Raw genomic sequence first — 26,151 nt, forward strand, 5'->3', positions numbered from 1 at the left:
GTGCGTGAGGAGGAATTCGGCCGCTCGGAACACCCCTCACTCACCGCTCACCGGCGCGCCGTACGGCGACACGCGCGCGGGCGGTGAGTGGGGAGGAAACCGGAGACCCGGAATCCCCCTCACGCACCGCCCGCGCGAGAGGAGAAGACGTCAGAGGTTGCCGCGGGCGTCCTGCTCGCGCTCGATGGCCTCGAAGAGCGCCTTGAAGTTGCCCTTGCCGAAACCGAGCGAGCCGTGGCGCTCGATGAGCTCGAAGAACACCGTCGGCCGGTCACCGAGGGGCTTGGTGAAGATCTGCAGCAGGTAGCCGTCCTCGTCGCGGTCGACGAGGATGCCGCGCTTCTGCAGCTCCTCGATCGGGACGCGCACCTCGCCGATGCGGGCGCGGAGCTCGGGGTCGGAGTAGTAGGAGTCCGGGGTGTTGAGGAACTCCACGCCGTTGGCGCGCAGCGCGTCGACGGTGGCGAGGATGTCGCCGGTCGCCAGTGCGAGGTGCTGTGCACCGGGGCCGTTGTAGAACTCGAGGTACTCGTCGATCTGCGACTTCTTCTTCGCGATCGCCGGCTCGTTGAGGGGGAACTTCACCCGGTGGTTGCCGTTGGCGACGACCTTCGACATGAGCGCGGAGTAGTCGGTGGCGATGTCGTCACCGATGAACTCGGCCATGTTCACGAAGCCCATCACCTTGTTGTAGAAGGTGACCCACTCGTCCATCTTGCCGAGCTCGACGTTGCCGACGATGTGGTCGAGGGCCTGGAACAGGCGCTTGGGCTGGTCGGCCTTCTTCTGCCAGCGCGGCTCGACGGCCGCGTAGCCGGGGAGGTAGGGGCCGGCGTAGGTCTCGCCGTCGACGGTGCGCTGCACCAGGGTGTGGCGGGTCTCGCCGTAGGTCGCGATGGCCGCGATGCGCACCTTGCCGTGCTCGTCGGCGACGGTCTCCGGCTCGACGAGGACCGTCGCGCCGGCCTTGCGGGCCTGGGCGATGCACTGGTCGACGTCGGGCACCTCGAGGGCGATGTCGACGACGCCGTCGCCGTGCTTGGCGTGGTGGGCGATGAGGTCGCTGTCAGGGGCGACGGCGCCGCTCAGGACGAACTTGATGGAGCCCGACTTGAGCACGTAGGACTTGTGGTCGCGGTTGCCGTTCTCCGGCCCGGAGTAGGCGATGAGGTCCATGCCCCACGCCGACGCGTAGTAGTGGGCGGCCTGCGTGGCGTTGCCGACCACGAAGCAGATCGCGTCCCACCCGGTCACCGGGAACGGGTCGGCGTCGGCGTCGTACTCCACGAGGCCGACGAGCTGGCGCAGCTGCTCGAGGGAGAGGTCGGCCTTCATCTCGTCCACGGTCAGGGCGCCACCGGTCGAGGCGATGTCAGTCGTCATGAGCCGAACACTGCCCAGTCTCGGCAAGATGTGCAACAGTACGTCGAAACGTTGGGCAATCTGCACAGTCGAGGAGCGCGGATGGACGAGATCGACGGCAAGATGATCGATCTGTTCGCCAAGGAGCCGCGCCTGGGGGTGCTGGAGGCGAGCCGCCGGCTCGGCATCGCCCGCGGCACCGTGCAGGCGCGCCTGGACAGGCTCGTCGCGGCCGGCGTGATCACCGGGTGGGGACCCGACCTCTCGCCGGAGGCCATCGGCTTCCCCGTCACCGCCTTCCTCACCCTCGAGATCCGCCAGGGCTCGGCGGACCGGGGCGGCCACGACGCCGTCGCCCGCCACCTCGCCGACATCCCCGAGGTGCTCGAGGCCTACACGATCACCGGCGCCGGTGACATGTGGGCCCGCGTCGTCGCCCGCTCCAACGCCGACCTGCAGCGGGTGATCGACCTGGTCCTCACCGAGCCCGGCATCGACCGCTCGACGACCGTCATCGCGCTCGCGACCCAGATCCCCTACCGCGTCGTGCCGCTGGCCCGCGCTGCGACGGGTGGGCCCGAGCGGGTTTGACTGATTGTGGCGATGCCTCCGGGGAGGGGGCCGACCTAGCGTCCAGATGGCCGTGCGAGCGGCACGGTCACCCTCATCCCCCGGGGCGAGAACGTCCGAGCCGGCAAGGACGGTCTCTACCGCGTCGCGGTGGACGTCGCGACGTGGCGGGCCGGGGCCGACGTCACCTACCGCGTGGAGGTCACCTGCCGCTGAGGATCGATCCGTGCGGGCGGGGGCTCAGTCCCCCGCCCGCATGATCAAGCAGGTGGACGTCGCGTGAGCCACCAGCCTGCCGGACTCGTCGCGCAGCTGCGCCTGGGCCAGCGCCGTACGTCGTCCCCGCTGGATGACCGTGCCCTCGCAGGTGAGCAGTCCCGAGTCCACCGTGACCGGGCGCAGGAACTTCACCGTCAGGTCAACAGACGTGTAGAGCTCCCCGACCGCGAGCGTCGTGTGCACCGCGCAGGCAGCAGCGGTGTCGAGGAGGGTCGAGATCACCCCGCCGTGCACGCCACCGAGCGGGTTGTAGTGGAACTCCGCGGCCGGCATCTCGACCACTACCCGCCCCGGCTCGGGACGCAGGTCGGTGAAGCCGAGGGTGTCCATGATCGGCGGGTGCGGCAGATCGCCGTCGCGCATCGCCTGGAGCTGCTGGAGCCCGTCGAGCTCGAGCAGGCGCGTGAGGTCGGCCTGGCCCGGTGTGGTCCACGTGAAGGTGCGGCTGTCGGTCGCGTGCTGCCGCGCCGACTCCTGGGTCTGAGTCATGGACTCAGCGTGGCACCCTTGCCTGAGTCTGTCAACGAGACCTAGGGTGGAGGCATGAGCAGCACCCCCTCCCCCGGCCCGGCCGCGCTCGCCTGGTCGACCGCCAACTGCACGGTCGGACGGGCCATGGAGGTGCTCGGCGAGCGCTGGACGATCGTGGTGCTGCGCGAGGTCTTCAACGGCGTACGCCGCTTCGACGACATGCGCCGGCACTCCGGGATCCCCCGCCAGGTCCTCACCGACCGGCTGGCGCTGCTGGTCGACGCTGGCATCCTGCGCCGCGAGCCCTACCGCGAGCCGGGTCAGCGCGAGCGCCACGAGTACCGGCCGACGGACAAGGGGTTCGACCTCTACCCCGTGCTCGTCGCGGTGCGGGCCTGGGGTGATCGCTACCTCGCCGATCCCGAAGGCTCGCCCGTCGAGTTCGAGCACGTGGGGTGCGGGGCCGAGGTCGGTCTGGTGCTGCGCTGCGCGGAGGGCCACGAGGTGACCGGGCGCCGCGACGTCGCCACCCGTCCCGGCCCGGGGATCAAGCCGTTCACCTGACCCCTCAGCGCAGCCGCTCGGCAACCGCGGCCGCCGCGGCGATCACCTGCGGCGCCACGACGTCCTCGTCGATGGCGCCGTCGAGCGTCACGATGCCCACGCTGGCGCGGAGCCCCTCGATCCCGCGGACAGGAGCGGCGAGCCCGCGGGCGCCGGTCTGGAGCTCGCCGCTCGTGACGGCGTACGCCGCCTCGTCCACGTCGACCAGCCCGATGGCCTTGCCTGCCGCGCCCTGCGTCAGCGGGTGGCGGGCACCGACCCGGTAGGACACGTGGAAGTCGGTCCACGACGGCTCGACGACCGCCAGCGCGAGCGCCTCCTCGCCGTCGGCCACCGTCAGGTGCGCGGTCGACCCGAGCGACTCCGCGAGCCCCCGCAGCACCGGCATCGCGAGGTCGCGCAGCAGGGGCTGCACGCCGCTGGCCAGGTGGAGCACGCCCAGCCCGACGAAGAGCCGGGAGCGCGCGTCGCGGCGGACCAGGCCGTGCTGCTCGAGGGTGCTGATCAGCCGGTAGACGACCGTGCGGTTGACCTCGAGCCGGTGCGAGAGCTCGGTGATCGTCAGGCCCTCGGGGCTCTCGGCCAGGACGCGGAGCACCCGCAGGCCGCGGTCGAGCGTCTGGGAGGTCTCAGAGGGCACGGACCCACTATGGCAGCGGGACGCTCAGGAGGTCTTGCGCACGGCCCACTCGCGGATCCGGTTGATCCGCTCGTGGAGCTGCTCGGCGTTGGCCACCGCGGCCGGCGGCCCGCCGCACTCCTTGCGGAGCGCGTTGTGGGTGATGCCGTGCGCCTGCCCGGTGCGGTGGTGCCAAGCGGCCACGAGGCCGTTGAGCTCGCGGCGCAGCACGCCGAGCTGCTGGTGGGTGCTGAGCTCGGCGACGGACTCGACGACGCGGTCGCCGCCGCCGTCGGCGCGCTGCTTGCGGGCGCGCTCGCTCTGGCGCGAGTGCAGGAGCTCGCGCACCTGGTCGGGCTCGAGCAGCCCGGGGATGCCGAGGAAGTCCATCTCCTCCTCCGAGCCGGCGTGCACCTCCCCGGAGTGACCGAACTGCGCGCCCTCGTAGAGGACGTGGTCGAACGACGCGGTGGAGCCCAGCGCCTCCCACGTCATCTCGAGCTCGTCGGACGTGCCCTCCTCGGCGTTGGCCTGCGCGAGCAGGTCGTCCTCCGCGGCGAAGATGTCGTCGTCGTCGGTGACCCGGCGGCCCAGCACGTGGTCGCGCTGGGCCTCCATGTCGGAGGCGAACTCCAGCAGGTGGGGCACCGACGGCAGGAACACCGAGGCGGTCTCGCCGCGCGACCGGGCGCGCACGAAGCGGCCCACGGCCTGGGCGAAGAACAGGGGCGTCGACGTCGTGGTCGCCCACACGCCGACGGCCAGGCGCGGCACGTCGACACCCTCGGAGACCATGCGCACCGCGACCAGCCATCGCTTGTCGGACTCGGTGAAGGTCGCGATCTTCTTGGACGCGCCCTTCTCGTCCGACAGCACGACCGTCGGCGACTCGCCGGTGATCTTCTTCAGCAGCCCGGCGTAGGCGCGCGCGGTCTCCTGGTCACTGGCGATGACCATCCCACCGGCGTCCGGGACGTGGCGGCGTACCTCCGACAGGCGGGTGTCGGCCGCCGCGAGCACCGCCGGCATCCACGACCCGCGCGGGTCGAGGGCCGTACGCAGCGCGTGGGCGTGCATGTCCTTGGTCAGCGGCTCGCCGAGGCGCGCGGTGATCTCGTCGCCCGCGCGGGTGCGCCACTGCATCTCGCCGGAGTAGGCCATGAAGAGCACCGGGCGCACGACGTGGTCGGCGAGGGCGTGGGCGTAGCCGTAGGTGAAGTCGGCGACGGAGGTGGGGATGCCGTCGTCGCCGGGTGCGTAGGAGACGAACGGGATCGGGTTGATGTCGGAGCGGAAGGGGGTGCCGGTGAGCGACAGGCGGCGCGCGGCAGGGTCGAACGCCTCGCGCACCCCCTCGCCCCACGACAGCGCGTCACCGGCGTGGTGGATCTCGTCGAGGATCACGAGCGTCTTGAAGCGCTCGGTGCGGATGCGCATGGCCAGCGGGTTGACCGCGACGCCGGCATAGGTCACCGCGATGCCGACGTAGTCGTCGGAGGTCCTGCCCTTGCCGGCGGAGTAGGCCGGGTCGATCGGGATCCCGGCGCGCGCGGCCGCCTCCGCCCACTGGGTCTTGAGGTGCTCGGTGGGCGCGACGACGGTGATGCGGTCGACGATGCGGCGGCTGAGCAGGTCGGCGGCCACGGTCAGGGCGAACGTCGTCTTGCCTGCGCCGGGCGTCGCGACCGCGAGGAAGTCGCGCGGCTGGGCCGCCTGGTACTTGTCCATCGCCGCCTGCTGCCAGGCGCGGAGCGAGGGCGCGGTGCCCCAGGCGGCCCTGTCGGGCCACGCGGGGGGCAGCGGCGCGTCGGGCCGCCCCGTCACGCCTCGGGACCCGAGCCGTCCGAACCGGACCCGCCGCCGGGGTTGTCGCCCGACTTCATCGAGTCCCAGATCTCCTTGCACTCCGGGCAGACCGGATACTTCTCCGGGGCCCGCGACGGCACCCAGACCTTGCCGCACAGCGCGATGACGGGGGTGCCCATGACCATCGCCTCGGTGAGCTTGTCCTTCGGCACGTAGTGCGAGAACCGCTCGTGGTCACCCTCGTCCGTCGGGACGGTCTGACGCTCTTCGATCGTCTGGGTGCCCGGGGAGAATCCGATGGTGCTCATGATGGGCAAGCCTAACGCGCGGCGTCCCAGAGGAAGACGTTGGCGACGCCGCGGCGGGTGCCGCGCAGCAGGTCGTGGGCGTCGCTGGAGTAGGCGACGCGCGTGACGTCGTCGCTCAGCGAGACACCGTCCTGCTCGCCGCCGGGGCGGGCCGTGAAGGGCGACGTACGTGTCCCCGTGAGCGTGTCGACCACGCGCAGGGGCCGCCGGGCGGTGGCCACGGCGTAGTGGCCCCCGTCCGCGGTGATGGCGGCGCCCTGGTTGCCCCGGGACGGTCCGCGCGACGTGCCGAGCACCGTGTCGTGGACTCCGCCGACGGGGTCGCCGCCGTGGCCGCTGCCACCGGCGAGCCCGGACCCGAGCACCGACACCAGCCGACCGTCGTCCGACACCTCCACCCGGAACGTCGTGCCGAGCTCCACGCCGAGGCGGCCGAGGTCGCGCACGGCGCCGGTGGTGGTGTCGAGCAGCACGCTGCCGTCCGGGCCGACCATCACGGCATGGCGGCCGTCGCCCGACATCCCCGCGAACGTCTGGGTCCCGACGTCCGGGACGACCGTCCGCGTGGCCCCGGTGGCGACGGTCCACTCGATCAGCCGGGGAGCCGGGGAGTCGAGCTCGTTGCCCCGGTCCTGGTAGAGGACGCGGAGGCCGTCCTCGGTCAGCGCCGCACCGACGTCCCGCGGCGCGACCTGGGTCAGGGACCCGTCCGCGCGGTCGAGGAGGAACAGCCCGGCCGTCAGCTGGAGCAGGACCCGCCGGCCGTCGCGGCTGATCCCCCGGACCTGCGCCCAGGCCTCCGGGTGGAGGAGCGCCACGCGTCGGGTCGCGGTGTCCCAGACGTAGAGCCGGCTGACGTCCGGCTGGGGGGTGCCGGCCACGAGGTTAGTGGCCGAGGAGGAGAACAGCACGGTGCTGCCGTCACCCGAGACGACCGCGCCACCGCTCCCGCCGTTGGCGGGACGCCCGTCCATCCCCCGGGTCACGAGGACCGTGCCCGGCGCGGCCCGCTGGGTCACCGCCTTGACCACCAGGGTCGTACGACGGACCTCGCCGCGCTGCTTGCGCACCCCGCGCTCGTCGAGGGTGACCCGCCACGTCCCGAGGCGGGGCGCGGTGCCGGTGAGCCGGCCCTTGCGCAGCCTGAGCCAGCGTGGCAGGCCCTCCGCCTCGCGGACGCGCCAGTTCTGACGCTGGTAGTCGTAGCGCTCCGAGCGCAGGACCGTGTCGACGACACGGTTGGCGTCCGGGGCGGCGTGGCGCACGGTCAGGGCCCGCGCCCCCTGCGGCGGGTCGGCCGCCCCCACCGGCGGGACCGCCGCCAGGCCGCACACCACTGCGGCTGCCGCGGCGGCCGCTCCTGCCCTCCCGATGGTCGGCACGATGGTCCTCACGGTGGTCGTCACGTCAGTGGAGACGCACGCGGAGCCCGACTGGTTGCCCGGGGGCCGATCAGTTCATGTCGGGGTCGACGGGGCGGTTGACGTGCCAGGCGAGCATGCCGGGCTGGCGCCGCATCACGTCGCGCCACAGCCCGCTCGGGTCGTCGCGGAAGGCGTCGGCGGCCTCGCTGGTGACGACGTACCAGCTGCCCTCCTCGACCTCCCCCTCGAGCTGCCCGGCGCCCCAGCCGGCGTAGCCCGCGAAGACGCGCATGGCGCTGAGCGTGCCGTCGACGAGCTCGGTCGGGGTGTCGAGGTCGACCATGCCCAGCAGCCCGGCGACCGGGCGCCACCCCACGGGTGGGTCCTTCGGGTCGCGCAGCGCGCCCACGGCGAGGGCGCCGTCGGTCCCGACGGGCCCGCCGCGGAACAGCACCTCGGGCTCGGCGACCACGTCGCGCCACGCCTCGAGGACGTCGGCGACCGCGATCTGCGAGGGGCGGTTGAGGACCACGCCCAGCGCGCCCTCCTCCGTGACGTCGAGCAGCAGCACGACCGTGTCGGCGAAGTTGGGGTCCTGCAGTACCGGAGTCGCGACCAGCAACATCCCCGATGCGAGCTGCATGCATCCACTATGACCGACCTCCGGTCACCGCACACCACCCCCGTGACGCCGGCCCGGGGACCTACTTCGCGAAGGTGACGTCGCCGTTGACGGCCGGGACCAGCTCGACCCACACGTGCCCGGCGGGCACGGTGAGGTCGCCGCCCTTGGTGGAGAGCTTGATCGCGCCGTTGAGCCCGTCCTTGCTCCACGTTCCCTTCACGACGCGCCCGCCGTGGAACAGCAGCGCTGCGCCCTTGCCCTCGAACTTGGTCTCGGGCACGGGGTAGCCCGCCGGGTCGCGGTAGCCCGCGTCGCCGACGCGCACCCGCAGCACGAGCACGGAGTCGGCCGGGAACTGGTCGCCCTCGGCGGCGTAGGAGTCGGTGTTGACGTAGCCGCCCCGCTGGAACTGCCAGCTGGTGGAGTGCGCGCCGAAGTTCGCGGTGAGCGTGCTGGCCTTCGCGCCCTTCGGCAGGTCGGACTTCTCGCCCCACGGCAGGTAGGCGGGCGGCTCCTCCCCGGCCTCGAGGCGCTTGGCGATGTCGCCGAGGCGGGCGAAGAGGTTGTAGGGGGCCGAGCGCGAGGTCTCGCGGTAGACGCCCGCGTCGCCCTCGGTGATCCAGGGGATCCCCGCTCCGTTGATCCGCTGGATCGTGACGGGGGCCGCGCCGCTCGTCACGACCGTCGCCCCGTCGGGCACGATGCCGATGTCGCTGGCACGCATCGACCGCACCGGGCCGATGCTGGCGGGGACCTTCGAGTAGTAGAACGCCGCCAGGCGCGTGTAGCCGCCCTCGACGAGCTCCTCCACGACCAGGTCGGCCGAGCCCAGGCCCACCTGCGGGGCGCTGGAGGAGGTGTTGTCGACCTTGGTCACGACGACGGGGTGCTTGGGCGCGTCACCCTTGCGCTCGAGGCCGGTCAGCGGCCAGTAGGTCGGCTCCGGCGGCTCCTCGGTGGTCTCGGAGGCGCTGGGCTCGGCCGGCGCCGAGGCACTGGGCGCCGGGTCGTCGTCGCCACCGCTGCAGCCGGCGAGGAGCAGCGAGGCCGCCGCGAGGACGGCGACGACTGCGCGGGACGAGGGGTGGCGACGGTGACGCACGGGGGAACTCCGATCGAGCGGGGGTGTCGAGCTGTCGTGCCGGCGGGCCGGGCCGTGGCCCGGTGCCGGCAGTCTCTGGAAAGTCTGGGGGCGCGCCTCCCCCGATCGGGGAAGGCGCGCCACAGGGTAGATCAGCAGGAAGCGCCCACCAATCCTGCCCTGTCACCCGTCGTCCGGGCGCCGTTCAGGCGCGGCGCAGGGTCCCGCCGAACCACGAGGACGTCCACGAGGCGGCGACGTGGACGCGTGAGCCCGGGCGTGGCGAGTGCACCATCAGCGCCTGCCCGCGCGACCAGCGCAGGAAGATCGCGGCGTGGTAGACCCCGCCGCTGCCGTAGAAGAACATCAGGTCGCCGGGACGCATGTCCTTCTTCGCGATGCGGCGCGCGGCACCAGCCTGGGCGCTCGAGGTGCGCGGCACGGGGATGCCCGCGCGACTGTAGGCGTAGCGGATCAGGCCGGAGCAGTCGAAGCTCGCCGGGCCCGCCGCGCCGTAGGCGTAGGCGTCGCCGCGCTGGCGCAGGGCGATGTCGCGTGCCTTGAGCACCCGGTTGGCCACCTGACGCTTGGCGCTCACGGGAGCCGCCTTCTGCGTCGACGTGGTCGTGGTGGAGGTGGTGCCGCCGGGGGCGGCGGTGGCGGGCACGGCGCTCATCGTCGATGCGGTGATGCCGAGCCCGGCGAGGGCGAGCGCGAAGGCTCGCACGGTGCGAGGGGTCGCAGGCATGGTTGGTCCTTTCCCACGCCTGTGAGGTGAGCTGTCGGGCTAGGGCTGGAAGGTGCCCCGCCACCTCGCTCCCGTCGTGTGACGAGAACTGGGCGGCTTCGCCCCGAGCCGGTCGAGGACCGGCGGTGGAACCTGTGGGTCCCCCACTCCTGCCCCGGTGTGTCTCGGGGGTCGTCCCGGCCGGGCAGGACTCGGCGTAGTCCGGGACGGTTCGGTCTCTCGACCGCTCACCAAGGTGACAGACGACCCACGCACACGCAAGCCGGCCACGGACCCGAGCGTGGGGCCGTGGCCCGGGATCACGTCCGGAGCGGGCTCAGCCCAGCTTGCGCCCGCCGTCGACGTAGAGCGTCTGACCGGTGATGAACGACGCCTCGTCGCTGCACAGGAACGCCGCCGCGGCGGCGATGTCCTCGGGCTGGCCGACGCGCCGCACGGGGGTCGCCTCGGCGTTGAGCCGCTGCAGCTCCTCGGGCTCCATCTTGAGCCGGCGCGCCGTCGCGTCGGTCATCTCGGTGACGATGAACCCCGGGGCGATGGCGTTGGCGGTGATGCCGAAGGGTCCGAGCTCGATGCCGAGCGTCCGGGTGAGGCCCTGGATGCCCATCTTGGCCGCGGAGTAGTTGGCCTGCCCGCGGTTGCCGAGCGCGGAGACGCTGGAGAGGTTGAGGATCTTGCCGTACTTCTGCTCCACGAAGCGGGACTGGGCCGCCTTGGTCATGTTGAAGACGCCCTTGAGGTGGACGTTCATCACCAGGTCCCAGTCCTCCTCGGTCATCTTGAAGAGCAGGTTGTCGCGGGTGATGCCGGCGTTGTTGACCAGCACGTGGATCCCGCCGAGCTCGTCGACCACCCGCTGCACGGCGGCCTCGGCTGCCGCGGAGTCGACGACGTCGCACCCGATGCCCACGGCGCGGGCGCCCTCGGCCAGCTCGAGCCGGCCGGCGGCCTCCTGGGCGGCGGCCTCGTCGAGGTCGAGGATCGCGATCGACGCGCCCTCGCTGGCGAGCCGCTGCGCGATGCCGAAGCCGATGCCTCGCGCTGCTCCGGTGATGACGGCGACCCGGCGGTCGAATCGACCCATGGCGATGACTCCTCAGCTCGGTGACGGTGTGCCTCGTGAGGGTAGTGCGTGGGGCCGGGGGGCTTTCACCCGACTTGTGGAGATCCCGTGCTGCACGCTCGCGCGGACGCCCCGCGTGGCCTAGCGTGCCCACATGGGACGGGGGGACTTCCGCGGCGCCATGGGCGTCGCCGTTGCGATGGCTGCGGCGACCTGGGTCGTCGCGGTCAGCTACGACCTGCCGGTGCGCGACCCGGACGGCGTCTCCGTCCCGACGTGGGTGCGGCTGCCGCTGATCGTCCTGGCCGCGGTGCTCCTCGACGTGGCCGCACGGTGGGCGGCCTGCGTCCGCGCGACTCCGCGGCCCGGCGCCTGGGAGGCACTGCGCACCGTCGTCCGGCAGCGATGGACCCGCGATCAGGTGTGGTTCACCGTGAGCGGGCTCGCTGCCTGGTACGTCGCCTACGTCGCGTTCCGCAACCTCAAGGGCTACCTGCCGTTCGTCACCGACCGGCTGTGGGACACCGAGCTGGCGCGCCTCGACCGCCTGCTGTGGCTGGGTCACGACCCGGCCGGTGTCCTCCACCAGGTGCTCGGCACCGGCTGGGCCGCCTGGGTGATGTCCGGGGTCTACGTGCTGTGGATCGGTCTGGTGCCGGCCGCGCTGGCCATCGCGCTCGTGTGGACCCGGCGCTCGATCGCGGGCGCCCTCTACGTCACGGCCGTCTCCTGGAACTGGCTCCTCGGCGTGGCCCTCTACTACCTGGTCCCCTCGCTCGGACCGATCTACTCACGACCGCAGCAGTTCGCCGACCTGCCCCGCTCCTTCAACACGGGCGTCCAGGAGCTGCTGCTGCGCGACCGCGTCGCGGTGCTGGTCGACGTCTGGGACACGCGGGCGGTCCAGACCATCGCCGCCTTCGCGTCGCTGCACGTGGCCATCACCATCACCACCTGCCTGGTGGCCGAGCTGCTCCGGCTCCCCCGCTGGGTGCGCCTGTCGGGCTGGGTCTTCGCGGGGCTCACCTGCCTGTCCACGGTCTACCTGGGGTGGCACTTCTTCGTCGACGTCATCGGCGGGGTCGCCGTCGGCACGCTGGCCCTCGTGCTCGCCGCCTGGACCACCGGCCACCCCCTCCGGCGCCGGGAGCGGCCGTGGTCGCTGCGCGAGGCGCGGGCCCGCGAGGAGCAGCAGGTCGGCTCCTGACCCGCCGTCACGGCTGGTCGGACGCGAGCGCGTCGCGCAGCTTGTCGGCGTAGCCGGCCGCCTCGCCGTCGTCGTACTTGGTGCGGGGCCAGAAGAAGCCGCGGAGCCCGTCGCCCTTGGTGCGGGGCACCACGTGGAGGTGCAGGTGCGGGACGGACTGGCTCACCGTGTTGTTGATCGCCAGGAAGGAGCCCTGGGCGCCGAGCGCGTCCTTGACCGCGGTCGCGAGGCGCTGCGCCGCGGCGAGGAACCCGTCGCGCTGGGCGGCCGGGAGGTCCGGCAGCGTCTCCAGGTGGGTGCGCGGCACGAGCAGGACGTGCCCCTTGAAGAGCGGCCGGGTGTCCAGGAACGCCACCAGGTCGTCGGTCTCGAGCACGAGGTGACCGGGCAGGTCACCGGCGATGATCTGGCAGAACACGCATCCGTCCACGTCACGGATGGTGCCACGCCGTCGCGTGGGGCACCGACCGTCGGGGTGGGGCGTGACCACTCGCGCCCTGCCTAGCCTCGACCGCGTGCAGACGTTCCTCCCCTACCCGGACTTCGAGGAGTCGGCGCGCGCACTCGACCAGAAGCGGCTCGGGAAGCAGCGCGTCGAGACGATCCAGGTGGTCCGCGCCCTCACGGTCGCGGGCTACGGCTGGGCCAACCACCCGGCGGCCCTGATGTGGAGGGGCCACGAGGAGGCACTCGGCCGCTACGGCCTGGTGTGCTGCGAGGTGTGGCTCGACCTCGGCTTCGGCGACACCTGTGCCGCCACCATCGCCGCGGACCTGGCCGCGGCCGGTGTCAGCTCCATCCGCACGCAGGCCGAGCTCGCCGACGCGGGCGCGCTGCCTCCCTGGCTCGGCGACCCCGAGCTGCACCTCAGCCACCGGTCGGCCCTCGTGCGCAAGGACCCGGAGCTCTACCGCCCCCGCTTCCCGGACGCTCCCGCTGACCTGCCCTACGTCTGGCCGGTCCGCTCCCCCGCCGTGGTCGAGGCCGAACGGCGTCGCGCGGAGAACGCCGTACGACGGGAGCAGCGCGCCGCGGAGCGCCTGCTGGAGGAGGCCGAGCGTGCCCGCCGCCGTCGCAGCCGCGCGGCGAGGAAGGGGTGGGCCACCCGCCGGCAGTCGGGCCCCGGTTGACGCGACCTTGCCCGTTCCGCCAACGTCGAGGCCGCCCCGGTGTGACGCTTGCGTGTCAGCACACCAGATTCCGTGGGGGAACACATGCACCACCAGCTCGTCGGTGCGCTCGCGCTCGCCGTCGTCGCCCTGGGGCTCGCCGCCTCGGTGCAGGCTCCGGCGACCGCCGTCGTCGACCGCGACTGCGGCGACTTCGCGAGCCAGGCGGCCGCCCAGAGCTTCTTCCTGCAGGCCGGCGCGGGCGACCCGCACCGGCTCGACGACGACGGTGACGGCGTCGCCTGCGAGTCCAACCCGTGCCCGTGCACCGGCCGCGGCAACACCGCGCCCCAGCAGCTCGCCAGCACCGGCTCCGGCCAGGCGCAGCAGGGCGCCGTCACCTTGCGCGAGACCGGCAACGTCGTCCGCGTCACCGACGGCGACACCCTCCGCGTGCGGCTCAGCGGCGGGGCCCACGTCTCGGTGCGGATGCTCGGCATCGACACCCCCGAGCGGGGCGGCTGCGGGGCCGCGGGCGCCACCGCCAACCTGCGCAGGCTCGCCCCGGTCGGGTCGACCGTGCACCTGGTGTCCGACCGGACGCAGGCCGCGAAGGACCGCTACGGCCGGCTGCTGCGCTACGTGCAGCGCCAGGGCGGCTACGGCGACCTCTCGTTCCGGCAGGCCTGGGACGGCTGGACCCGGCCCTACGTCTTCGGCGGCAGGCCCGTCGCCCGGCACCGGGAGTACGTGCGCGCGATCGGCGACGCCCGCGACCACGCGCGCGGCGCGTGGGCCGGCTGCTGGTAGCCGGCACTCGGTGCGGGGGCGTCTGTCGCGGTCAGGCGACCGGACGCCCCCGCACCGCCGGGTCAGAGGTCGGCCGGGCGCAGGACGAACGTGATGCCGTGGGCGATCTGGGCGTTGCCCCGGTTGATGTCGAGCGCGAACGGGTTCACGACCGGGTCGACGTCGTCGGGGTCCTGGTCGCGCAGGACGATCAGCGGGAGCCAGCGCCCGAGCACCTTGACCCCGATCGTGGGGCCGAGGGCGGTCGTCAGCTGGGCGCCGTTGGACCGCACGGCGTCTCGGGACGTGATGGTGGCGCCGGGCACGACGTGGTAGAGCAGCACGTCCTCCACTGTGTCGAGGCCGAGGCCCGCGACCGCGGCGAAGACGTCCTGCTCGCTCCGCACCCACTGGCCGGTGAGGTCCTTCACGAGGACCTGGAACGCGCGGTCGTTGGGGATGAACGCCGTCAGGGCGGTCGACCCGTCGGCGAGCAGGCGGACCGGGCTGTTCCCGTCGGTGTCGGCGGCAATGACGGCGAGCACCGCCTCGGTGACGATGTCGTAGTCGTACCAGTCGCGGTCGAACTGGTTGCCGTCCGCGGTCAGCACGGAGGCCAGGCTGGTCGTGCCGGTGGCGTCTGGTCCGGCGGCTCCCGCAGCGGTCGGCGCGACCAACGCCGTCGTCAGGGCGAGCGCGAGTGCTGTGGTGGTGCGGCGGAGAAGTGTCATGGTCCGGTCCTCTCGTCGGTGACCGCGGGCTGCGGTCACCCCCTTCTCCGTCCGGGGCCGCCTGACGGATGCACCCGCGTCGGTCCCTTTTCGCGGGCGAGCGCCGCGTCGCCGACGACGCCGACGTCTAGGCTCGCCGGATGCGCATCGTCTCCCTCATCCCGTCGGCCACGGAGATCCTGTTCGCAGTCGGGGCGGGTGACGACGTCGTCGGGGTGACCTTCGAGTGCGACCACCCGCCCGCTGCCCGCGAGCGTCGGGTGGTGTCGACCTCGGCCATGCCAGAGGGCCTCGCCCCACAGGAGATCGACGACTTCGTGGCCGCGGCGCTCGCCGCGGGCGAGGACCTCTACCGGCTCGACGCCGGGGCGCTCGCCGAGCTCGACGCCGACCTCGTCGTCACGCAGGACCTCTGCGCCGTCTGCGCCGTGGACGTCAGCACGGTCGACGACGCCTTGGGCTACCTGGGGTGCCGCGCGGACGTGGCGACGCTCGACCCGCACTCCCTCGACGACGTGCTGGCCACGATCACCGAGGTCGGGCGCCTGACCGGCACGGACGAGCGGGCGGCCGAGGTCGTGGCGGGCCTCGAGGCGCGCCTGGCGGCGGTCGCCGACCGGGTCGCCGGTCGCGACCGGCCGCGCGTGCTGGTGCTGGAGTGGACCGACCCGCCCTTCGCGCCCGGGCACTGGATCCCGGAGATGGTCGCGCGCGCCGGCGGCGAGCCCGCGCTCGGCGTGGCGGGCACGCGGTCGGCCCGCATCACCTGGGACGAGGCGCTGGCGTCGCGGCCCGACGTCGTGGTCTGCGCGCCGTGCGGCTACGACCTCGACGGCAGCACGACGCTCGCCGAGGAGGTGCGCGACCGCTTCCCGGGCGTGCCGGTGTGGGCCGTCGACGCCGACGGCCACTTCGCGCGCCCCGGCCCGCGGCTCGTGGACGGGGTCGAGGCGCTCGCCGGGATCCTGCACCCGGGAGCGGTCGAGTCGTCGGCCCACTGCCGTCAGGTCTGAGCAGGCTCCGCGCGCACCAGGACGTCGAAGGGCCGGCCGTCGCGCCGCGCGGCGAACGAGCCGACCCGCTCGAAGCCGAGGGACTCCACGGTCCGGCGTGCGCGGGCGTTGAAGGACGCGACCGTCACCCGGAACGCCGCCGGCGCGAAGGTGGCGCGGCCGAAGTCGAGGCCGGCCGCGATGACGGCGCGCCCGAGCCCCTGCCCGGTGAGGGATGGCCGGAGCCCGCCCCCGGTGTCGAGCGCCGAGTCGTCGTAGTCCCAGCCCGAGACCTGGCCGTCCGGCCCGAACGACCGGAAGCCGATCAGCCGGTCGCCGGCCAGCACCGCGTGGAAGCCGAGGGCGGGGTCGAGGAGCTCGTCGGGGTCGGCGCCCGCGAGGTCGTAGACGTCGTAGGGCGGGTCGTAGCGCCAGGTGGCCAGGTCCTCCGCGTGCGCCCTCGTCAGGGGTGCGACGCGGATCGAGGTCGGGTCGATCATGGTCACGGACCGTCGGTCCAGCGGTCCATCGGGTCGGGGGCGGGGAACTCGGTGACCTCGTCGAGCAGGTCGCGGGCCGAGTGCGCGTTGCCCGCCGTGGCCGCGGCCAGCAGCGCCTCTGCCCCCTGGTAGTCGGTGAGCCCGGGCGGCACGACGAGGACGCGGAGCACGACGTCGTCGGAGGTCGTGAGGTCGACCTGGTGGACGTCGTCACGCTCGAGCGAGCCGACGGTCACGAGACCACCGGCCGCGGGTACGGCGTGGGGCACGCGGTCCCAGTCGGCCGGCGAGACCATCGCGTGGACGACGCGACCGAACCCGTCCGGGAAGCGGTCGACCAGGTCGGCGAGCTCCACCGCCAGGTCACGGCTCCGGGGCCACCAGCCCCCGTCCAGGTGGTTGGCGTCGCGGTGCGCCGCCATGCGGAGGCGCAGCAGGTCACGGGGCGAGACGTCGTCGGGCGCTGTCTCGTCGTCGGCCGTCGGCATGCATCCGCCTCTCGACCGGGGGCCGGCCTCCGCGCGGAGACCACCTCGCCGGTCAGTCACGAGGGAGCCTAGCCGGGGGCGGTGACCGCCGGACGGCACGCCGACCGGCCGAGACCCGGATCAGGACGTGAGCAGTCCGACGACCTTCTGCGCGGCCTCGGTGCTGGACGCCGGGTTCTGCCCGGTCACCAGCTTGTCGTCGACCACCACGAAGGGCGCCCACGCCTCCCCCGAGGAGAAGGTCGCGCCGGCCTCGCGCAGGCGGGACTCCAGCAGCCAGGGCGCCTTGTCGGCCAGCCCGGCCTGCTCCTCCTCCGCGTCGGTGAAGGCGGTCAGCTTGCGCCCGGCGAACAGCCAGGAGCCGTCGGCGCGCCTGGCCGGCAGGAGACCGGCAGGACCGTGGCACACCGAGGAGACGACCTTGCCGCCGTCGAGCATGGACACGAGGATGCGGCCCAGCTCGTCGCTGACGGCGAGGTCCTCCATCGGGCCGTGGCCGCCGGGCACGAAGACGGCGTCGTAGGAGTCGAGGTCGACGTCGGCGAGGACCAGCGGCGACTCGAGGCGACCCGCGAGGGCGTCGAGGGCCTTGCGCTGCTTCGCCGACTCCTCCTCGCCGATGGCGTCCGGGGCCAGGCTGCCCTCGTCCACGACGGGCGTCCGGCCCTCGGGGCTGGCGAGGTCGACGTCGATCCCGGCGTCGGAGAACACCTGCAGGGGGGCCAGCAGCTCCTCGGCCCAGAAGCCGGTCGGGTGCTTGGTCCCGTCGTTGAGGGTCCAATGGTCGGACCCGGTGAGGACGATCAGGATCTTGGACATGGGGGGTACTCCTCGATGCGGGGGCTCGGGCGCCGTACGGCGACGTCCCCGACGCTACCCACGAGGTGGTCGCCGGCACGACGAGCGCGAACAGACTGCTGGCACCATGCGACTCGTGGACATCACCGGCGATCTCGCACCGACCGGCACCCTGCGTGCGTCGATCAACCTCGGCAACCCGGTCCTGGCCCAGGGCACGCCCGAGGCTCCGGAAGGCGTCACCGTCGACATCGCACGCGAGCTCGGCTCGCGGCTCGGCATCCCGGTCGAGCTGGTCTGCTTCGACGCCGCCCGCGACTCGTTCGAGGCGATGGCCACGGGACGGGCCGACATCTGCTTCCTCGCCGTCGACCCCGCCCGCGAGGAGACGGTCGCGTTCACCGCGCCCTATGCCGTGATCGAGGGAGTCTTCGCGGTCCCGACGGAATCGACCCTCACCTCGAGCTCCGACGTCGACCGGCCGGGGGTCCGCGTCGGCGTCAAGCAGGGATCCGCCTACGACCTGTTCCTCTCCCGCACCCTGGCCCGTGCGGAGGTGGTCCGTGGCGGCGACGGGACGTCGGTGTTCGTCGAGCAGCGGCTCGAGGTCGCGGCCGGGATCAGGCAGCCGGTCGTCGACTTCGTCGCGGACCACCCCGGTCACCGACTCCTCGAACCGCACTTCATGGAGATCCGGCAGGCGGTCGGCACGACGCGCACCCGCAGCGCGGAGACGGTCGCGTTCCTGCGCACCTTCGTGGAGGACATCAAGGCCACCGGCTTCGTCGCCCGCTCCTTGCACCGCTCCGGTCGGAGCGACGCGACGGTCGCCCCACCCGCCTAGCCGGACCGGCGCACGGAGCCCGGACGCACGACAGCCGCCCCGACGGGTGTCGGGACGGCTGTCGTCAAGAGGGCTGCGCGCGTGGAGCTGCGGGGAATCGAACCCCGGTCCTCGAGCGTCGATCCAGGTCTTCTCCGGGTGCAGTCAGTGATGTCGCTTTTCTCGGCCCCGGCGCTCCCACAGACAGGTCGCCGACAGGCCCAGTCAGGATCAAGTCCCGGTCACCCCTCCTGACAGAGAGTGACCAGCGAGTCTCCTAGATGAGGCCTGGGTCCGGGACGGAGACGGGTGCCCGGTCAGACCCTTCGATCACTGCTCAGGCAGCGAGAGCGAAGTCGTTGCGATTGGTGTTGGCAACTATGGTTTTCCAGCGGTCGTTTACGAGATGACGCTGGCTTCTCGACCCGCTTCCCCTGGAACTAACGTCCCAAGTCGAAACCGATCAGCCCCTCTTGTGTTGTCAAGCAGGCCCGAGCCCGCGGCTCCAGCCTACTGGTCCCAACCGACAGGGGGCCAACCCTATTCCGCCGGCCGCAGCGGCTCGGAGTGCCACACGTCGTCGTCGAGGCGCCACAGCTGGTGCTCGTTGCCGACCGCGAGGTCGCCCGGGACGTCGTGGTCGAAGTCGAGCCCGGCCGCGTGGACGGCCTGCGCGTGCTCGGTCCACGCAGCCGCGTGCCTGGCCTTCGCGTCGGCCTTCTCGGCCTCGGTGGCGCCAGCGGGCGCGAACACGCCGGCGTGCGGCGCCTCGATGCCGGCCGGTACGTCGCTGCCGTCGGGCGCGATCGCGTAGATCCGCTCGTCGGTCATCCGGTGGTCGGCCCGCACCAGGAGCGTGCCGTCGTCGCGCCAGCGGAACCGGACCGACCAGCCCTGGCCCTTGAGGTGGCCGTCGCGGTGCGTGGCGACGGCGTCGTCGGGCAGGAAGAGGCCCCACGTCGCGAAGTGGGCGGCGAAGGTCTGCTGCTGGGGCGTCGGACCGCCCGGCTGCTCCCCCGGCTCGCCCGTCCGCGCGGGCGCGGCGTGGAGGCGTACGCGCGTGATGCGGTGACCGTCGAGCTCCACGACCTCGAGGCGACGGTCCTCGACCACCACCGAGTCGCCGAGCTCGCCCATGCGCGCGAGGCGGTGGAGGACGTAGCCGGCGACGGTCTCGTAGGGGCCGTCCTCGAGGGCGACGCCGGTGCGCTCGGCGAACTCCTCGATCGTCAGGCCGGCGTCGACGGTCGTCGGGTCGGCGGCAGCGGCGATCGCGGCGTCGGTGTCGTACTCGTCGTGGATCTCGCCGACGAGCTCCTCCATGAGGTCCTCGAGGGTGACGATGCCGTCGGTGCCGCCGTACTCGTCCACCACCAGCGCGATGTGAGCGCCGAGGCTGCGCAGCTGGTCGATCGAGGGCAGGACGCGGTTGGTGCGCGGCAGCACGGGCAGCTCCCGCGTGATGTCGGCGACCGTCGTCGAGCGGTCGTCCGCGCGACCGAGCACGTCGCGCAGGTGGAGGTAGCCGAGCACCTCGTCGAACGACTCGCCGGTCACCGGGTAGCGCGTGTACGGCTGGTCGACGATGACCGCCACCGCCTCGGCGAGGGTGAGGTCCCCGGCCAGGAAGACGACGTCGCCGCGCGGCTTCATCACCTCGCTGAGCGACCGGTCGCCGGCCTCGAAGACGTCGTCGACGAGCCGGCGCTCCCCCTCGGGGATGTCCTCGTGCCCGGAGATCATCATCCGCAGCTCCTCCTCGTCGACCTCGTCGCCGGCGGCGTCGGGGTTGCCGCCGAGGAGGCGGACGAGCAGGTTGGTCGAGAGCGACAGCAGCCAGATCACCGGCGTCATCACGGTGGCGAACTTGCCGAGCGGCGGGGCGAAGAGCTTGGCGACCCCGACCGAGCGCTGGAGGGCGAGCCGCTTGGGGACGAGCTCGCCGAGGACCAGCGAGAGGTAGGACACGACCAGGGTGGTGACCACCAGCGACACCGTGTCGGGCGCCGGGGCGCCGATGCCCTCGAAGACGGGCGCGAAGGAGGGAGCGAGCGTCGAGGCGCCGAAGGCGGCGGAGAAGAAGCCCGCCACCGTGACGCCGATCTGCACCGCGGAGAGGAACCGGTTGGGGTCGCGGGCGAGGGTGGCGACCGCATGCCCACGCCCGCCCTGGGTGTCGAGACGCTCGACCTGGCCGGAGCGCAGCGACACCAGCGCGATCTCGGTCGCGGCGAACACACCGCCCACCAGGATGAACGCGAGCACGAGCAGGACGTCGATCCACGTACCGGCTTCCACGGCGACAACCTACCGAGCGGCCACCAATGCGGCCCCGACCGCGGCGACGGGGTAGTGGAGCGGGACGATGCTGAGCCGGTCGGCGAGGCCGAGCGAGGCGAGGAAGGGTGAGCCCTCCCCCAGCGTGCGCAGCTGGCGCACGACCTGCTCCCGCAGCGGCTCCCCGACCTCGGCGACGCCTCCGCCCAGCACGATGCGCTCGGGGTCGATGGTCAGCCCGAGCGCGCGGACCGCGCTCGCCACGCCCCAGCAGAAGCGGTCGCGCACGGTCACGGCCGCGGGGTCGCCAGCGGCGGCGGCCGCGAAGAGTGCGGCGGCCGGCGGGCCACCGGGCGTGGGCCAGGCGCGGGCGAGCGCCCGGCCCGACGCGATGGTCTCGAGGCAGCCGGTCTGCCCGCAGCCGCAGGCCTCGCCGGCGGGATCGACCGGGAGGTGGCCGATCTCGCCGGCCGCTCCGTGCTCGCCACGCCTCAGCCGGCCGTCGACGACGAGCCCGGCCGCCAGTCCGGTGCCCACGCTGAGGTAGACCACGTCGTCCGCGCCGACGAGCGTCGTGGCGGCGAGGGCGGCGGCGTTGACGTCGTTCTCGACGACCACCTCGAGCCCCAGGCGTGCGGACAGCAGGTCGCGCAGGGGCAGGTCGTCGCCGTTGACGCCCAGGTTGACCGCATGCCGGAGGATGCCGCGCTCCCCGTCGACCAGGCCGGGGACACCGACCCCGACGCGGCACTCCAGGGTCCCGCCGCTCTGGCGCGCGAGGGCCTCGAAGACCAGCTGGGCGGTCGCGACCACGCCGTCGGCGCCGGGACGCGTGGACTCCCTGACCTGGGCCAGGATCGTGCCGTCCTCGCCGAGCACGACGCCGTGCGTCTTGGTGCCGCCGATGTCCAGCCCGACGGCCCGCATCCCCGCCCGTGCCACGCTCACCGCCTCCACCCGGCCCCTCGCAGCAGCTCGGTGACGGCGGCGACGCCCGGTGCGGACGAGCCGCGCGTGCTGATGGCGGGGAGGCCCGTGCCGTGGGGTGACGGCCAGCCCCACTCGACGACGACCGCCGGGCGACCGCTCGCCGCGACCGATTGCAGGAGGTCCAGCACCTCGGGCCGCCGGGCCGCGTCGCGCACCTGCACGACCACGGGTACGTCGTCGGGCACCTCGCCCGGCAGCCCGCCGGCCAGCGCTCCCGGGTCGAGGCGGTGGTCCGGCGCGATGCCCCACGCGACGTCGCCGACCGCGATGTTGGCCACGGTCTCGACGCTGACCACGACGGCGCCGGCGAGGTCCGGCAGGTCGCCGTCGACGCGGATCGCGGACGCCGCCGCACCGGCCTGACGCGTCGCGTCGGCGACCTCGGGCGTGGTCGCGGTGGGGGTCACCCGCATCGCCGTGATGCGACCGGCCGCGGCGACGAGCCGCTCCCGGTCGAGGCGCCCGGACTCGACGGCCGCGACGATGGCGTCGCGCACCTCGAGCACCAGCGGTGCCGGCTTGTCGGGGCCGAGGCAGAGCAGGTCGCACCCGGCGACGAGTGCCTGCACGGCCGCCTCGGGGATGCCCAGCGCGGCGGAGGCCCCGGCCATGTCGAGCGCGTCGCTGACGACCACGCCGTCGAAGCCGAGCACCTCGCGCAGCATGCCGAGGACGAGCGGGCTCAGGGTCGCGGGACGGTCGGGGTCGAGGGCCGGTACGACGATGTGGGACGTCATCACCGCCGCGGTGCCCGCCTCGACCGCGGCGTCGAACGGCACCAGCTCGCGCGCGGCGAGCGTGTCGGGGTCGACGTCGATGCGGGGCAGGTCGAGGTGGCTGTCGGTGGCGGTGTCGCCGTGGCCGGGGAAGTGCTTCGCGCAGGCCGCGACACCGGTCGACTGGAGCCCCCGCGTCCAGGCGGCCACGTGGGCGGCGACCTGCTCGGGGTCGACGCCGAAGCTCCGGGTGCCGATGACCGGGTTGTCGGGGTCGCTGTTGACGTCGGCGTCCGGGGCCAGGTCGAGGGTGACGCCGACGGCGGCGAGCTCGTGGCCCACCCAGCGACCGACCGCCTCGGTGAGCTCGAGGTCGCCGACCCCGCCGAGGGCGGCGGCGCCGAGCACCGGGCTGGGCTCGCGGGTGTGCAGCCGGCTGACGTCGCCGCCCTCCTCGTCCACCGCGATCACGGCGCCGGGGTTGGCGGCGCGGATGGCGGCGCTCAGCGCGGCGAGGGCCCCGGGGCCGTCGGCCGTGTTGGAGCCGAAGTAGCAGACGCCGCCGAGCCCCGCCTCGAGGAGCTCGCGGTAGGCGGCGGGCAACGTCGTACCGGTGAAGCCGGGCAGCAGCACCCGCAGCGCCAACGTGCGCGTGTCCTCGGTGATGTTCATCCCTTCACGGCACCTGAGGTGAGTCCGCTGACCATCCGGCCCTGCACGACGAGGAAGAAGATGATGACGGGCACCGCGATGAGCGTGGAGCCGGCCATGATGCCGCCCCAGTCGGTGCCGCGGTTGACGTCGGTGAAGGTCGAGAGCCACAGCGGCAGGGTGCGCTGGTCCTCACGCGTCATCACGACCAGCGCGAGCGTGAACTCGTTCCACGCCTGGATGAAGCCGAAGACGCCGGTGGCGACGAGGCCGGGAGCGAGCAGCGGGAGGGTGACGCGGAAGAACGCCTGGGGGCGCGAGCACCCGTCCATCATCGCGGCCTCCTCGAGCTCGTAGGGCACTCCCGCGACGAAGCCGCGCAGGGTCCAGATGGTGAAGGGCAGCACGCCGGCGACGTAGACCAGGGTCAGCCCGACGACGGTGTTGAGCAGGTCCATCGCCTCAAGCATCTTGTACTGGCTGATGAACAGCCCCTCCACCGGGATCATCTGGATCACCAGCAAGGTGACGACGAAGGACAACCGGCCGCGGAAGCGGAACCGGCTCACCGCGACCGCGGCGACGAACGCGAAGAGCAGCGCCACGGCGATCGTCAGGCCGGTCACCATGAGGCTGACCTTGAGCGCGTCGAGGAACTGGTCGGTGCCGAAGACGGTGCGGTAGTTGTCGAGGTCGCCGCCGAAGGGCACCCACGTCGGGGTCGGGCTGCGGATCTCGTTGCGGGCGAGGAACGAGCTGTTGACCATCCAGTAGACCGGGAAGGCCGCGACGAGGAAGGCGATCACGCCCACGGTGTTGGCGGTCGTGCGCAGCGCGCGCGGGGTCGGGCGGCTCATGTCTCGCCCTCCTGTCGGAGCATGGCGCGCACGTAGGGCGCGGTCAGCACGACGGTGAGGGCGAGCATGAAGATCGCCACCGCCGCCGACATGCCGAACTCCCCGCCGCCGATGCCGAGCCGGTAGATGTAGGTGCCGAGCAGGTTGGTGTCGCGCGCACTGCCGCCCGCCTCCTGGAGGATGTAGATCTGCGTGAAGACGCGCAGGTCCCAGATGACCTGCAGCAGGCCGACGACGAGCAGCACCGGCCGGATCGTCGGCAGCACGACGTGGCGGAAGCGCGAGCCCGCGCCGGCGCCGTCGATCTCGGCGGCCTCGACGAGCTCCTCGGGCAGCTGGGTCAGCGCGGCGTAGACCGTGAAGGCGACGAACGGCACGCTCATCCACACCACGATCACGGTGGCGACGAAGAAGAACGACAGCGGCCGCAGCAGCCACCCGTGGCCCTCGTAGTCGAGGCCCAGTCCGGTGAGGACGTGGTTGACGACGCCGTACTGGGTGTCGAAGAGCCACTGCCAGACGGTGAGCGAGGCGACCACCGGCATCGCCCACGCGAGCAGCAGCCCGGTCTGCACGAGCAGCCGTACGCCGCGCGACATGTGCCGCATCAGCAGGGCGAGGCCCACGCCGATGGCCATCGTGAGCGCCGCGTTGACGAGGCAGAAGGCGATGGAGCGGGCGGTGACCCGCCACAGGTAGCCGTCGGTGACCAGCTCGCGGTAGTTGTCCAGGCCGATCCAGTCCGGTGGCCGGCCGAACTGCTGTGCGAGGCCGAAGTCCTGGAAGGACAGCACGACCTGGCGGACGAGCGGGTAGCCGAGCGCCAACGCGAGGGCGAGCACCGCGGGGACGAGGAGGGCGTACGGCAGCGGGCTGGTGCGGGTGCGTCGGGGTGCCGGGCCGTGCGGGACGTCCGTCACCGGCCGGTGCTCCACGTCGCTCAGCGTCCTGCTCACTGCGTCCTCCTCTCCGGTCCCAGTGTGGTGGTGGCGCGGGCGTGCCGCGGTGGGGGCAGCGGCCGGCGCCGCCCCCACCTGTGGTCGACGCCTCAGCCGTTGAGCTGGCTGTTCATCTGCTCGTCGGCGTCGGCGGCGAGCTCCGCCACGTCACCGCCCTGGGCGATGGCGCTGAAGAGGTCCTCGAGCACCCGCGAGCCCTCGACGGTCGCCCACCCGGGAGCGGCCGGCGTGAGCTTGGCGTTGGACGCGGCGGCCTGGGTGGCCTCGGCGTACTCGTCGTCACCGAGGAGCGAGGCCAGCGAAGTGCGGGCAGGCGTGAGACCGGCGTCGGCCATCAGCGTCTGGTAGTCCTCGCTGAGCATCAGCTCGACCGCCTCCTGGGCGAGGTCCTGGTGCGCCGACTTGGCCGCGATGGCGATGTCGGAACCACCGAGCAGGACCGGTGCGGGATCGCCGTCCGGGCCGGGCAGCGCGAAGACGCCGACCTGCTTGGCGTGGCCGTCGGGACAGCCGGTCTCGGGGTCCTCGAGGAGTCCCTTGACCCAGCCGGGCGTCGACATCATGCCGACCTCACCCGCGCAGAACGGCGTCCACGGGTCGGCCTCGTTGCCGTCCTTGGGGGCACCGGACGCCTCGGCGAAGAGCTGCTGCGCCATCTCCAGCCCGGCCACGGACTCGGGCGAGGACAGCGAACCGGTCCACTCGCCGCCGTCCTCGACGGCGAGGTCGCCGCCGGCGGACCAGATGAAGGCGGCGCCGTTGCGCCAGTCCTGGCCGGGGAACCAGAAGCCGGAGAAGTTGGCCGGCTTGGGGTTGTCCTTCTTGAGGGTGATCGCCGCCTGGACGAACTCGTCGAGCGTGGTCGGCACCTCGAGGCCGGCCCTCTCGAAGAGGTCCTTGCGGTAGAAGATGTACTTCGAGCCGGCGTAGTAGGGCACGGCGTAGGTCTCCCCGTCGACCGTGGCGCCCTCGACGAAGCCGGGCAGCAGGTCGTCGCCACCGAGGTCGTCGAGCTCGTCGGTGAGCGGCGAGAAGGCGCCGGCGGAGGTGAAGGTCGGCGCCTGCGTGTTGCCGATCTCGACCACGTCGGGGGTCTCGGACTCGCTGGAGAGCGCAGTGGTGAGCTTCTCGACGAGGCCGTCCCACTCCTGCTGCTCGATGGTCAGCGTGGACCCCGGGTTGTCCTCCTCGAAGGTCTTCTTCAGCCAGTCGCGGGCTTCCTGCGGGGTGTCCGTGCCGTTGAGCCAGACGCGGATGTCGGCCGACTCGGCGCCGCCGTCGTCGGTGGACGATCCGTCGTCATCGCTGCCGCACGCGGCGAGCGTCGTCAGCGCGAGCGCGGCGACCGCCACCCCGGTCAGTGACTTCTTGATGCGCACCACAGTCTTCCTTCCATCGATCTCT

Annotated in this window: 28 protein-coding genes, 1 other RNA gene and 1 riboswitch; of the genes, 7 read left to right on the plus strand and 22 right to left on the minus strand. The window is 72.9% G+C overall.

Annotated features, from left to right (window positions below; all coding sequences use genetic code 11):
* Positions 1 to 150: 150 nt before the first annotated feature.
* A complete protein-coding gene (hppD, locus tag NCI01_RS12805; RefSeq protein ID WP_254181870.1) occupies positions 151 to 1,383 on the minus strand; it encodes a 4-hydroxyphenylpyruvate dioxygenase in 1,233 nt (410 codons plus the stop codon).
* An 81-nt stretch (positions 1,384 to 1,464) separates the two neighbouring features.
* On the opposite strand from hppD, the gene NCI01_RS12810 reads away from it, so the two are divergent.
* Complete coding sequence (locus tag NCI01_RS12810) at positions 1,465 to 1,953, plus strand: Lrp/AsnC family transcriptional regulator (RefSeq protein WP_254181871.1); 489 nt, start codon at positions 1,465 to 1,467, stop codon at positions 1,951 to 1,953.
* A 219-nt stretch (positions 1,954 to 2,172) separates the two neighbouring features.
* On the opposite strand, the gene NCI01_RS12815 is transcribed toward NCI01_RS12810, so the two are convergent.
* Positions 2,173 to 2,700, minus strand: a complete 528-nt coding sequence (locus tag NCI01_RS12815) for a PaaI family thioesterase (RefSeq protein WP_254181872.1) — start codon at positions 2,698 to 2,700, stop codon at positions 2,173 to 2,175.
* Between the two features lie 54 nt (positions 2,701 to 2,754).
* Between NCI01_RS12815 and NCI01_RS12820 the strand changes: the two genes are divergently transcribed.
* On the plus strand, positions 2,755 to 3,246 hold the full coding sequence (locus NCI01_RS12820; protein WP_254181873.1) for a winged helix-turn-helix transcriptional regulator: 492 nt from the start codon (positions 2,755 to 2,757) through the stop codon (positions 3,244 to 3,246).
* A gap of 4 nt (positions 3,247 to 3,250) precedes the next feature.
* On the opposite strand, the gene NCI01_RS12825 is transcribed toward NCI01_RS12820, so the two are convergent.
* The 8 genes from NCI01_RS12825 to NCI01_RS12860 form a co-directional block, all read right to left on the minus strand.
* Positions 3,251 to 3,886, minus strand: a complete 636-nt coding sequence (locus tag NCI01_RS12825) for an IclR family transcriptional regulator (RefSeq protein ID WP_254181874.1) — start codon at positions 3,884 to 3,886, stop codon at positions 3,251 to 3,253.
* 24 nt (positions 3,887 to 3,910) lie between these two features.
* A complete protein-coding gene (locus NCI01_RS12830; RefSeq protein ID WP_308213220.1) occupies positions 3,911 to 5,689 on the minus strand; it encodes a DEAD/DEAH box helicase in 1,779 nt (592 codons plus the stop codon).
* On the minus strand, positions 5,686 to 5,979 hold the full coding sequence (locus tag NCI01_RS12835) for a DUF3039 domain-containing protein (protein WP_254181875.1): 294 nt from the start codon (positions 5,977 to 5,979) through the stop codon (positions 5,686 to 5,688). The genes NCI01_RS12830 and NCI01_RS12835 overlap by 4 nt, the downstream gene beginning before the upstream one ends.
* An 11-nt stretch (positions 5,980 to 5,990) precedes the next feature.
* Positions 5,991 to 7,373, minus strand: coding sequence for a WD40 repeat domain-containing protein (locus NCI01_RS12840; RefSeq protein WP_254181876.1), 1,383 nt, complete (start codon positions 7,371 to 7,373; stop codon positions 5,991 to 5,993).
* A 58-nt stretch (positions 7,374 to 7,431) separates the two neighbouring features.
* Positions 7,432 to 7,986, minus strand: coding sequence for a YqgE/AlgH family protein (locus NCI01_RS12845; protein WP_254181877.1), 555 nt, complete (start codon positions 7,984 to 7,986; stop codon positions 7,432 to 7,434).
* Positions 7,987 to 8,047: 61 nt separating this feature from the next.
* On the minus strand, positions 8,048 to 9,070 hold the full coding sequence (locus NCI01_RS12850; RefSeq protein WP_254181878.1) for a DUF3048 domain-containing protein: 1,023 nt from the start codon (positions 9,068 to 9,070) through the stop codon (positions 8,048 to 8,050).
* A 184-nt stretch (positions 9,071 to 9,254) separates the two neighbouring features.
* Positions 9,255 to 9,797: a C40 family peptidase gene (locus NCI01_RS12855; protein WP_254181879.1), complete on the minus strand. Its 543-nt coding sequence runs from the start codon at positions 9,795 to 9,797 to the stop codon at positions 9,255 to 9,257.
* Positions 9,798 to 9,800: 3 nt separating this feature from the next.
* Positions 9,801 to 10,004: riboswitch (cyclic di-AMP (ydaO/yuaA leader) on the minus strand.
* 109 nt (positions 10,005 to 10,113) lie between these two features.
* The gene (locus tag NCI01_RS12860; protein WP_254181880.1) at positions 10,114 to 10,881 is read right to left on the minus strand and encodes an SDR family NAD(P)-dependent oxidoreductase; all 768 of its coding nucleotides are present in this window, start codon (positions 10,879 to 10,881) and stop codon (positions 10,114 to 10,116) included.
* Positions 10,882 to 11,014: 133 nt separating this feature from the next.
* Here NCI01_RS12860 and NCI01_RS12865 point away from each other — a divergent pair, with 133 nt between their 5' ends.
* Positions 11,015 to 12,067: a phosphatase PAP2 family protein gene (locus tag NCI01_RS12865; RefSeq protein ID WP_254181881.1), complete on the plus strand. Its 1,053-nt coding sequence runs from the start codon at positions 11,015 to 11,017 to the stop codon at positions 12,065 to 12,067.
* A 7-nt stretch (positions 12,068 to 12,074) separates the two neighbouring features.
* Here the strand turns inward: NCI01_RS12865 and NCI01_RS12870 are convergent, their stop codons facing one another.
* On the minus strand, positions 12,075 to 12,497 hold the full coding sequence (locus NCI01_RS12870; RefSeq protein ID WP_254181882.1) for an HIT family protein: 423 nt from the start codon (positions 12,495 to 12,497) through the stop codon (positions 12,075 to 12,077).
* 85 nt (positions 12,498 to 12,582) lie between these two features.
* Here NCI01_RS12870 and NCI01_RS12875 point away from each other — a divergent pair, with 85 nt between their 5' ends.
* On the plus strand, positions 12,583 to 13,197 hold the full coding sequence (locus tag NCI01_RS12875; RefSeq protein WP_254181883.1) for an MSMEG_6728 family protein: 615 nt from the start codon (positions 12,583 to 12,585) through the stop codon (positions 13,195 to 13,197).
* Positions 13,198 to 13,281: 84 nt separating this feature from the next.
* Positions 13,282 to 13,986, plus strand: coding sequence for an excalibur calcium-binding domain-containing protein (locus NCI01_RS12880; protein ID WP_254181884.1), 705 nt, complete (start codon positions 13,282 to 13,284; stop codon positions 13,984 to 13,986).
* A gap of 62 nt (positions 13,987 to 14,048) precedes the next feature.
* On the opposite strand, the gene NCI01_RS12885 is transcribed toward NCI01_RS12880, so the two are convergent.
* Positions 14,049 to 14,696, minus strand: a complete 648-nt coding sequence (locus NCI01_RS12885; protein ID WP_254181885.1) for a fasciclin domain-containing protein — start codon at positions 14,694 to 14,696, stop codon at positions 14,049 to 14,051.
* Between the two features lie 140 nt (positions 14,697 to 14,836).
* On the opposite strand from NCI01_RS12885, the gene NCI01_RS12890 reads away from it, so the two are divergent.
* Positions 14,837 to 15,709, plus strand: coding sequence for a cobalamin-binding protein (locus tag NCI01_RS12890; protein WP_254181886.1), 873 nt, complete (start codon positions 14,837 to 14,839; stop codon positions 15,707 to 15,709).
* Here the strand turns inward: NCI01_RS12890 and NCI01_RS12895 are convergent.
* From NCI01_RS12895 to NCI01_RS12905, 3 genes are all read right to left on the minus strand, one after another.
* Entirely contained in the window at positions 15,700 to 16,188 is a 489-nt protein-coding gene (locus NCI01_RS12895) for a GNAT family N-acetyltransferase (RefSeq protein WP_254181887.1), read from the minus strand. The genes NCI01_RS12890 and NCI01_RS12895 overlap by 10 nt on opposite strands.
* A gap of 2 nt (positions 16,189 to 16,190) precedes the next feature.
* On the minus strand, positions 16,191 to 16,676 hold the full coding sequence (locus tag NCI01_RS12900; protein WP_254181888.1) for a DUF5994 family protein: 486 nt from the start codon (positions 16,674 to 16,676) through the stop codon (positions 16,191 to 16,193).
* Positions 16,677 to 16,796: 120 nt separating this feature from the next.
* On the minus strand, positions 16,797 to 17,495 hold the full coding sequence (locus NCI01_RS12905) for a type 1 glutamine amidotransferase domain-containing protein (RefSeq protein ID WP_254181889.1): 699 nt from the start codon (positions 17,493 to 17,495) through the stop codon (positions 16,797 to 16,799).
* 106 nt (positions 17,496 to 17,601) lie between these two features.
* Between NCI01_RS12905 and NCI01_RS12910 the strand changes: the two genes are divergently transcribed.
* On the plus strand, positions 17,602 to 18,318 hold the full coding sequence (locus tag NCI01_RS12910) for a transporter substrate-binding domain-containing protein (RefSeq protein WP_254181890.1): 717 nt from the start codon (positions 17,602 to 17,604) through the stop codon (positions 18,316 to 18,318).
* Between the two features lie 79 nt (positions 18,319 to 18,397).
* Here the strand turns inward: NCI01_RS12910 and ssrA are convergent.
* The 7 genes from ssrA to NCI01_RS12945 all read right to left on the minus strand — a co-directional run bounded on the left by ssrA (position 18,398) and on the right by NCI01_RS12945 (position 26,126).
* Positions 18,398 to 18,768, minus strand: a transfer-messenger RNA (tmRNA) gene (gene ssrA, locus NCI01_RS12915).
* Positions 18,769 to 18,837: 69 nt separating this feature from the next.
* On the minus strand, positions 18,838 to 20,595 hold the full coding sequence (locus NCI01_RS12920; protein WP_254181891.1) for a hemolysin family protein: 1,758 nt from the start codon (positions 20,593 to 20,595) through the stop codon (positions 18,838 to 18,840).
* 9 nt (positions 20,596 to 20,604) lie between these two features.
* Positions 20,605 to 21,516, minus strand: a complete 912-nt coding sequence (locus NCI01_RS12925; RefSeq protein ID WP_254181892.1) for an ROK family protein — start codon at positions 21,514 to 21,516, stop codon at positions 20,605 to 20,607.
* Between the two features lie 2 nt (positions 21,517 to 21,518).
* The gene (locus tag NCI01_RS12930; protein WP_254181893.1) at positions 21,519 to 22,952 is read right to left on the minus strand and encodes a glycoside hydrolase family 3 protein; all 1,434 of its coding nucleotides are present in this window, start codon (positions 22,950 to 22,952) and stop codon (positions 21,519 to 21,521) included.
* On the minus strand, positions 22,949 to 23,788 hold the full coding sequence (locus tag NCI01_RS12935) for a carbohydrate ABC transporter permease (protein ID WP_254181894.1): 840 nt from the start codon (positions 23,786 to 23,788) through the stop codon (positions 22,949 to 22,951). Before NCI01_RS12935 ends, NCI01_RS12930 begins: the two co-directional genes overlap by 4 nt.
* Positions 23,785 to 24,744 (minus strand): carbohydrate ABC transporter permease, encoded by a 960-nt coding sequence (locus NCI01_RS12940; protein WP_254181895.1) that lies wholly within the window; start codon positions 24,742 to 24,744, stop codon positions 23,785 to 23,787. The genes NCI01_RS12935 and NCI01_RS12940 overlap by 4 nt, the downstream gene beginning before the upstream one ends.
* 92 nt (positions 24,745 to 24,836) lie before the next feature.
* Positions 24,837 to 26,126, minus strand: a complete 1,290-nt coding sequence (locus NCI01_RS12945; RefSeq protein ID WP_254181896.1) for an extracellular solute-binding protein — start codon at positions 26,124 to 26,126, stop codon at positions 24,837 to 24,839.
* Positions 26,127 to 26,151 lie beyond the last annotated feature (25 nt).

The sequence above is a fragment of the Nocardioides pinisoli genome, assembly GCF_024199985.1.
GTDB classification, from domain to species: domain Bacteria; phylum Actinomycetota; class Actinomycetes; order Propionibacteriales; family Nocardioidaceae; genus Nocardioides; species Nocardioides pinisoli.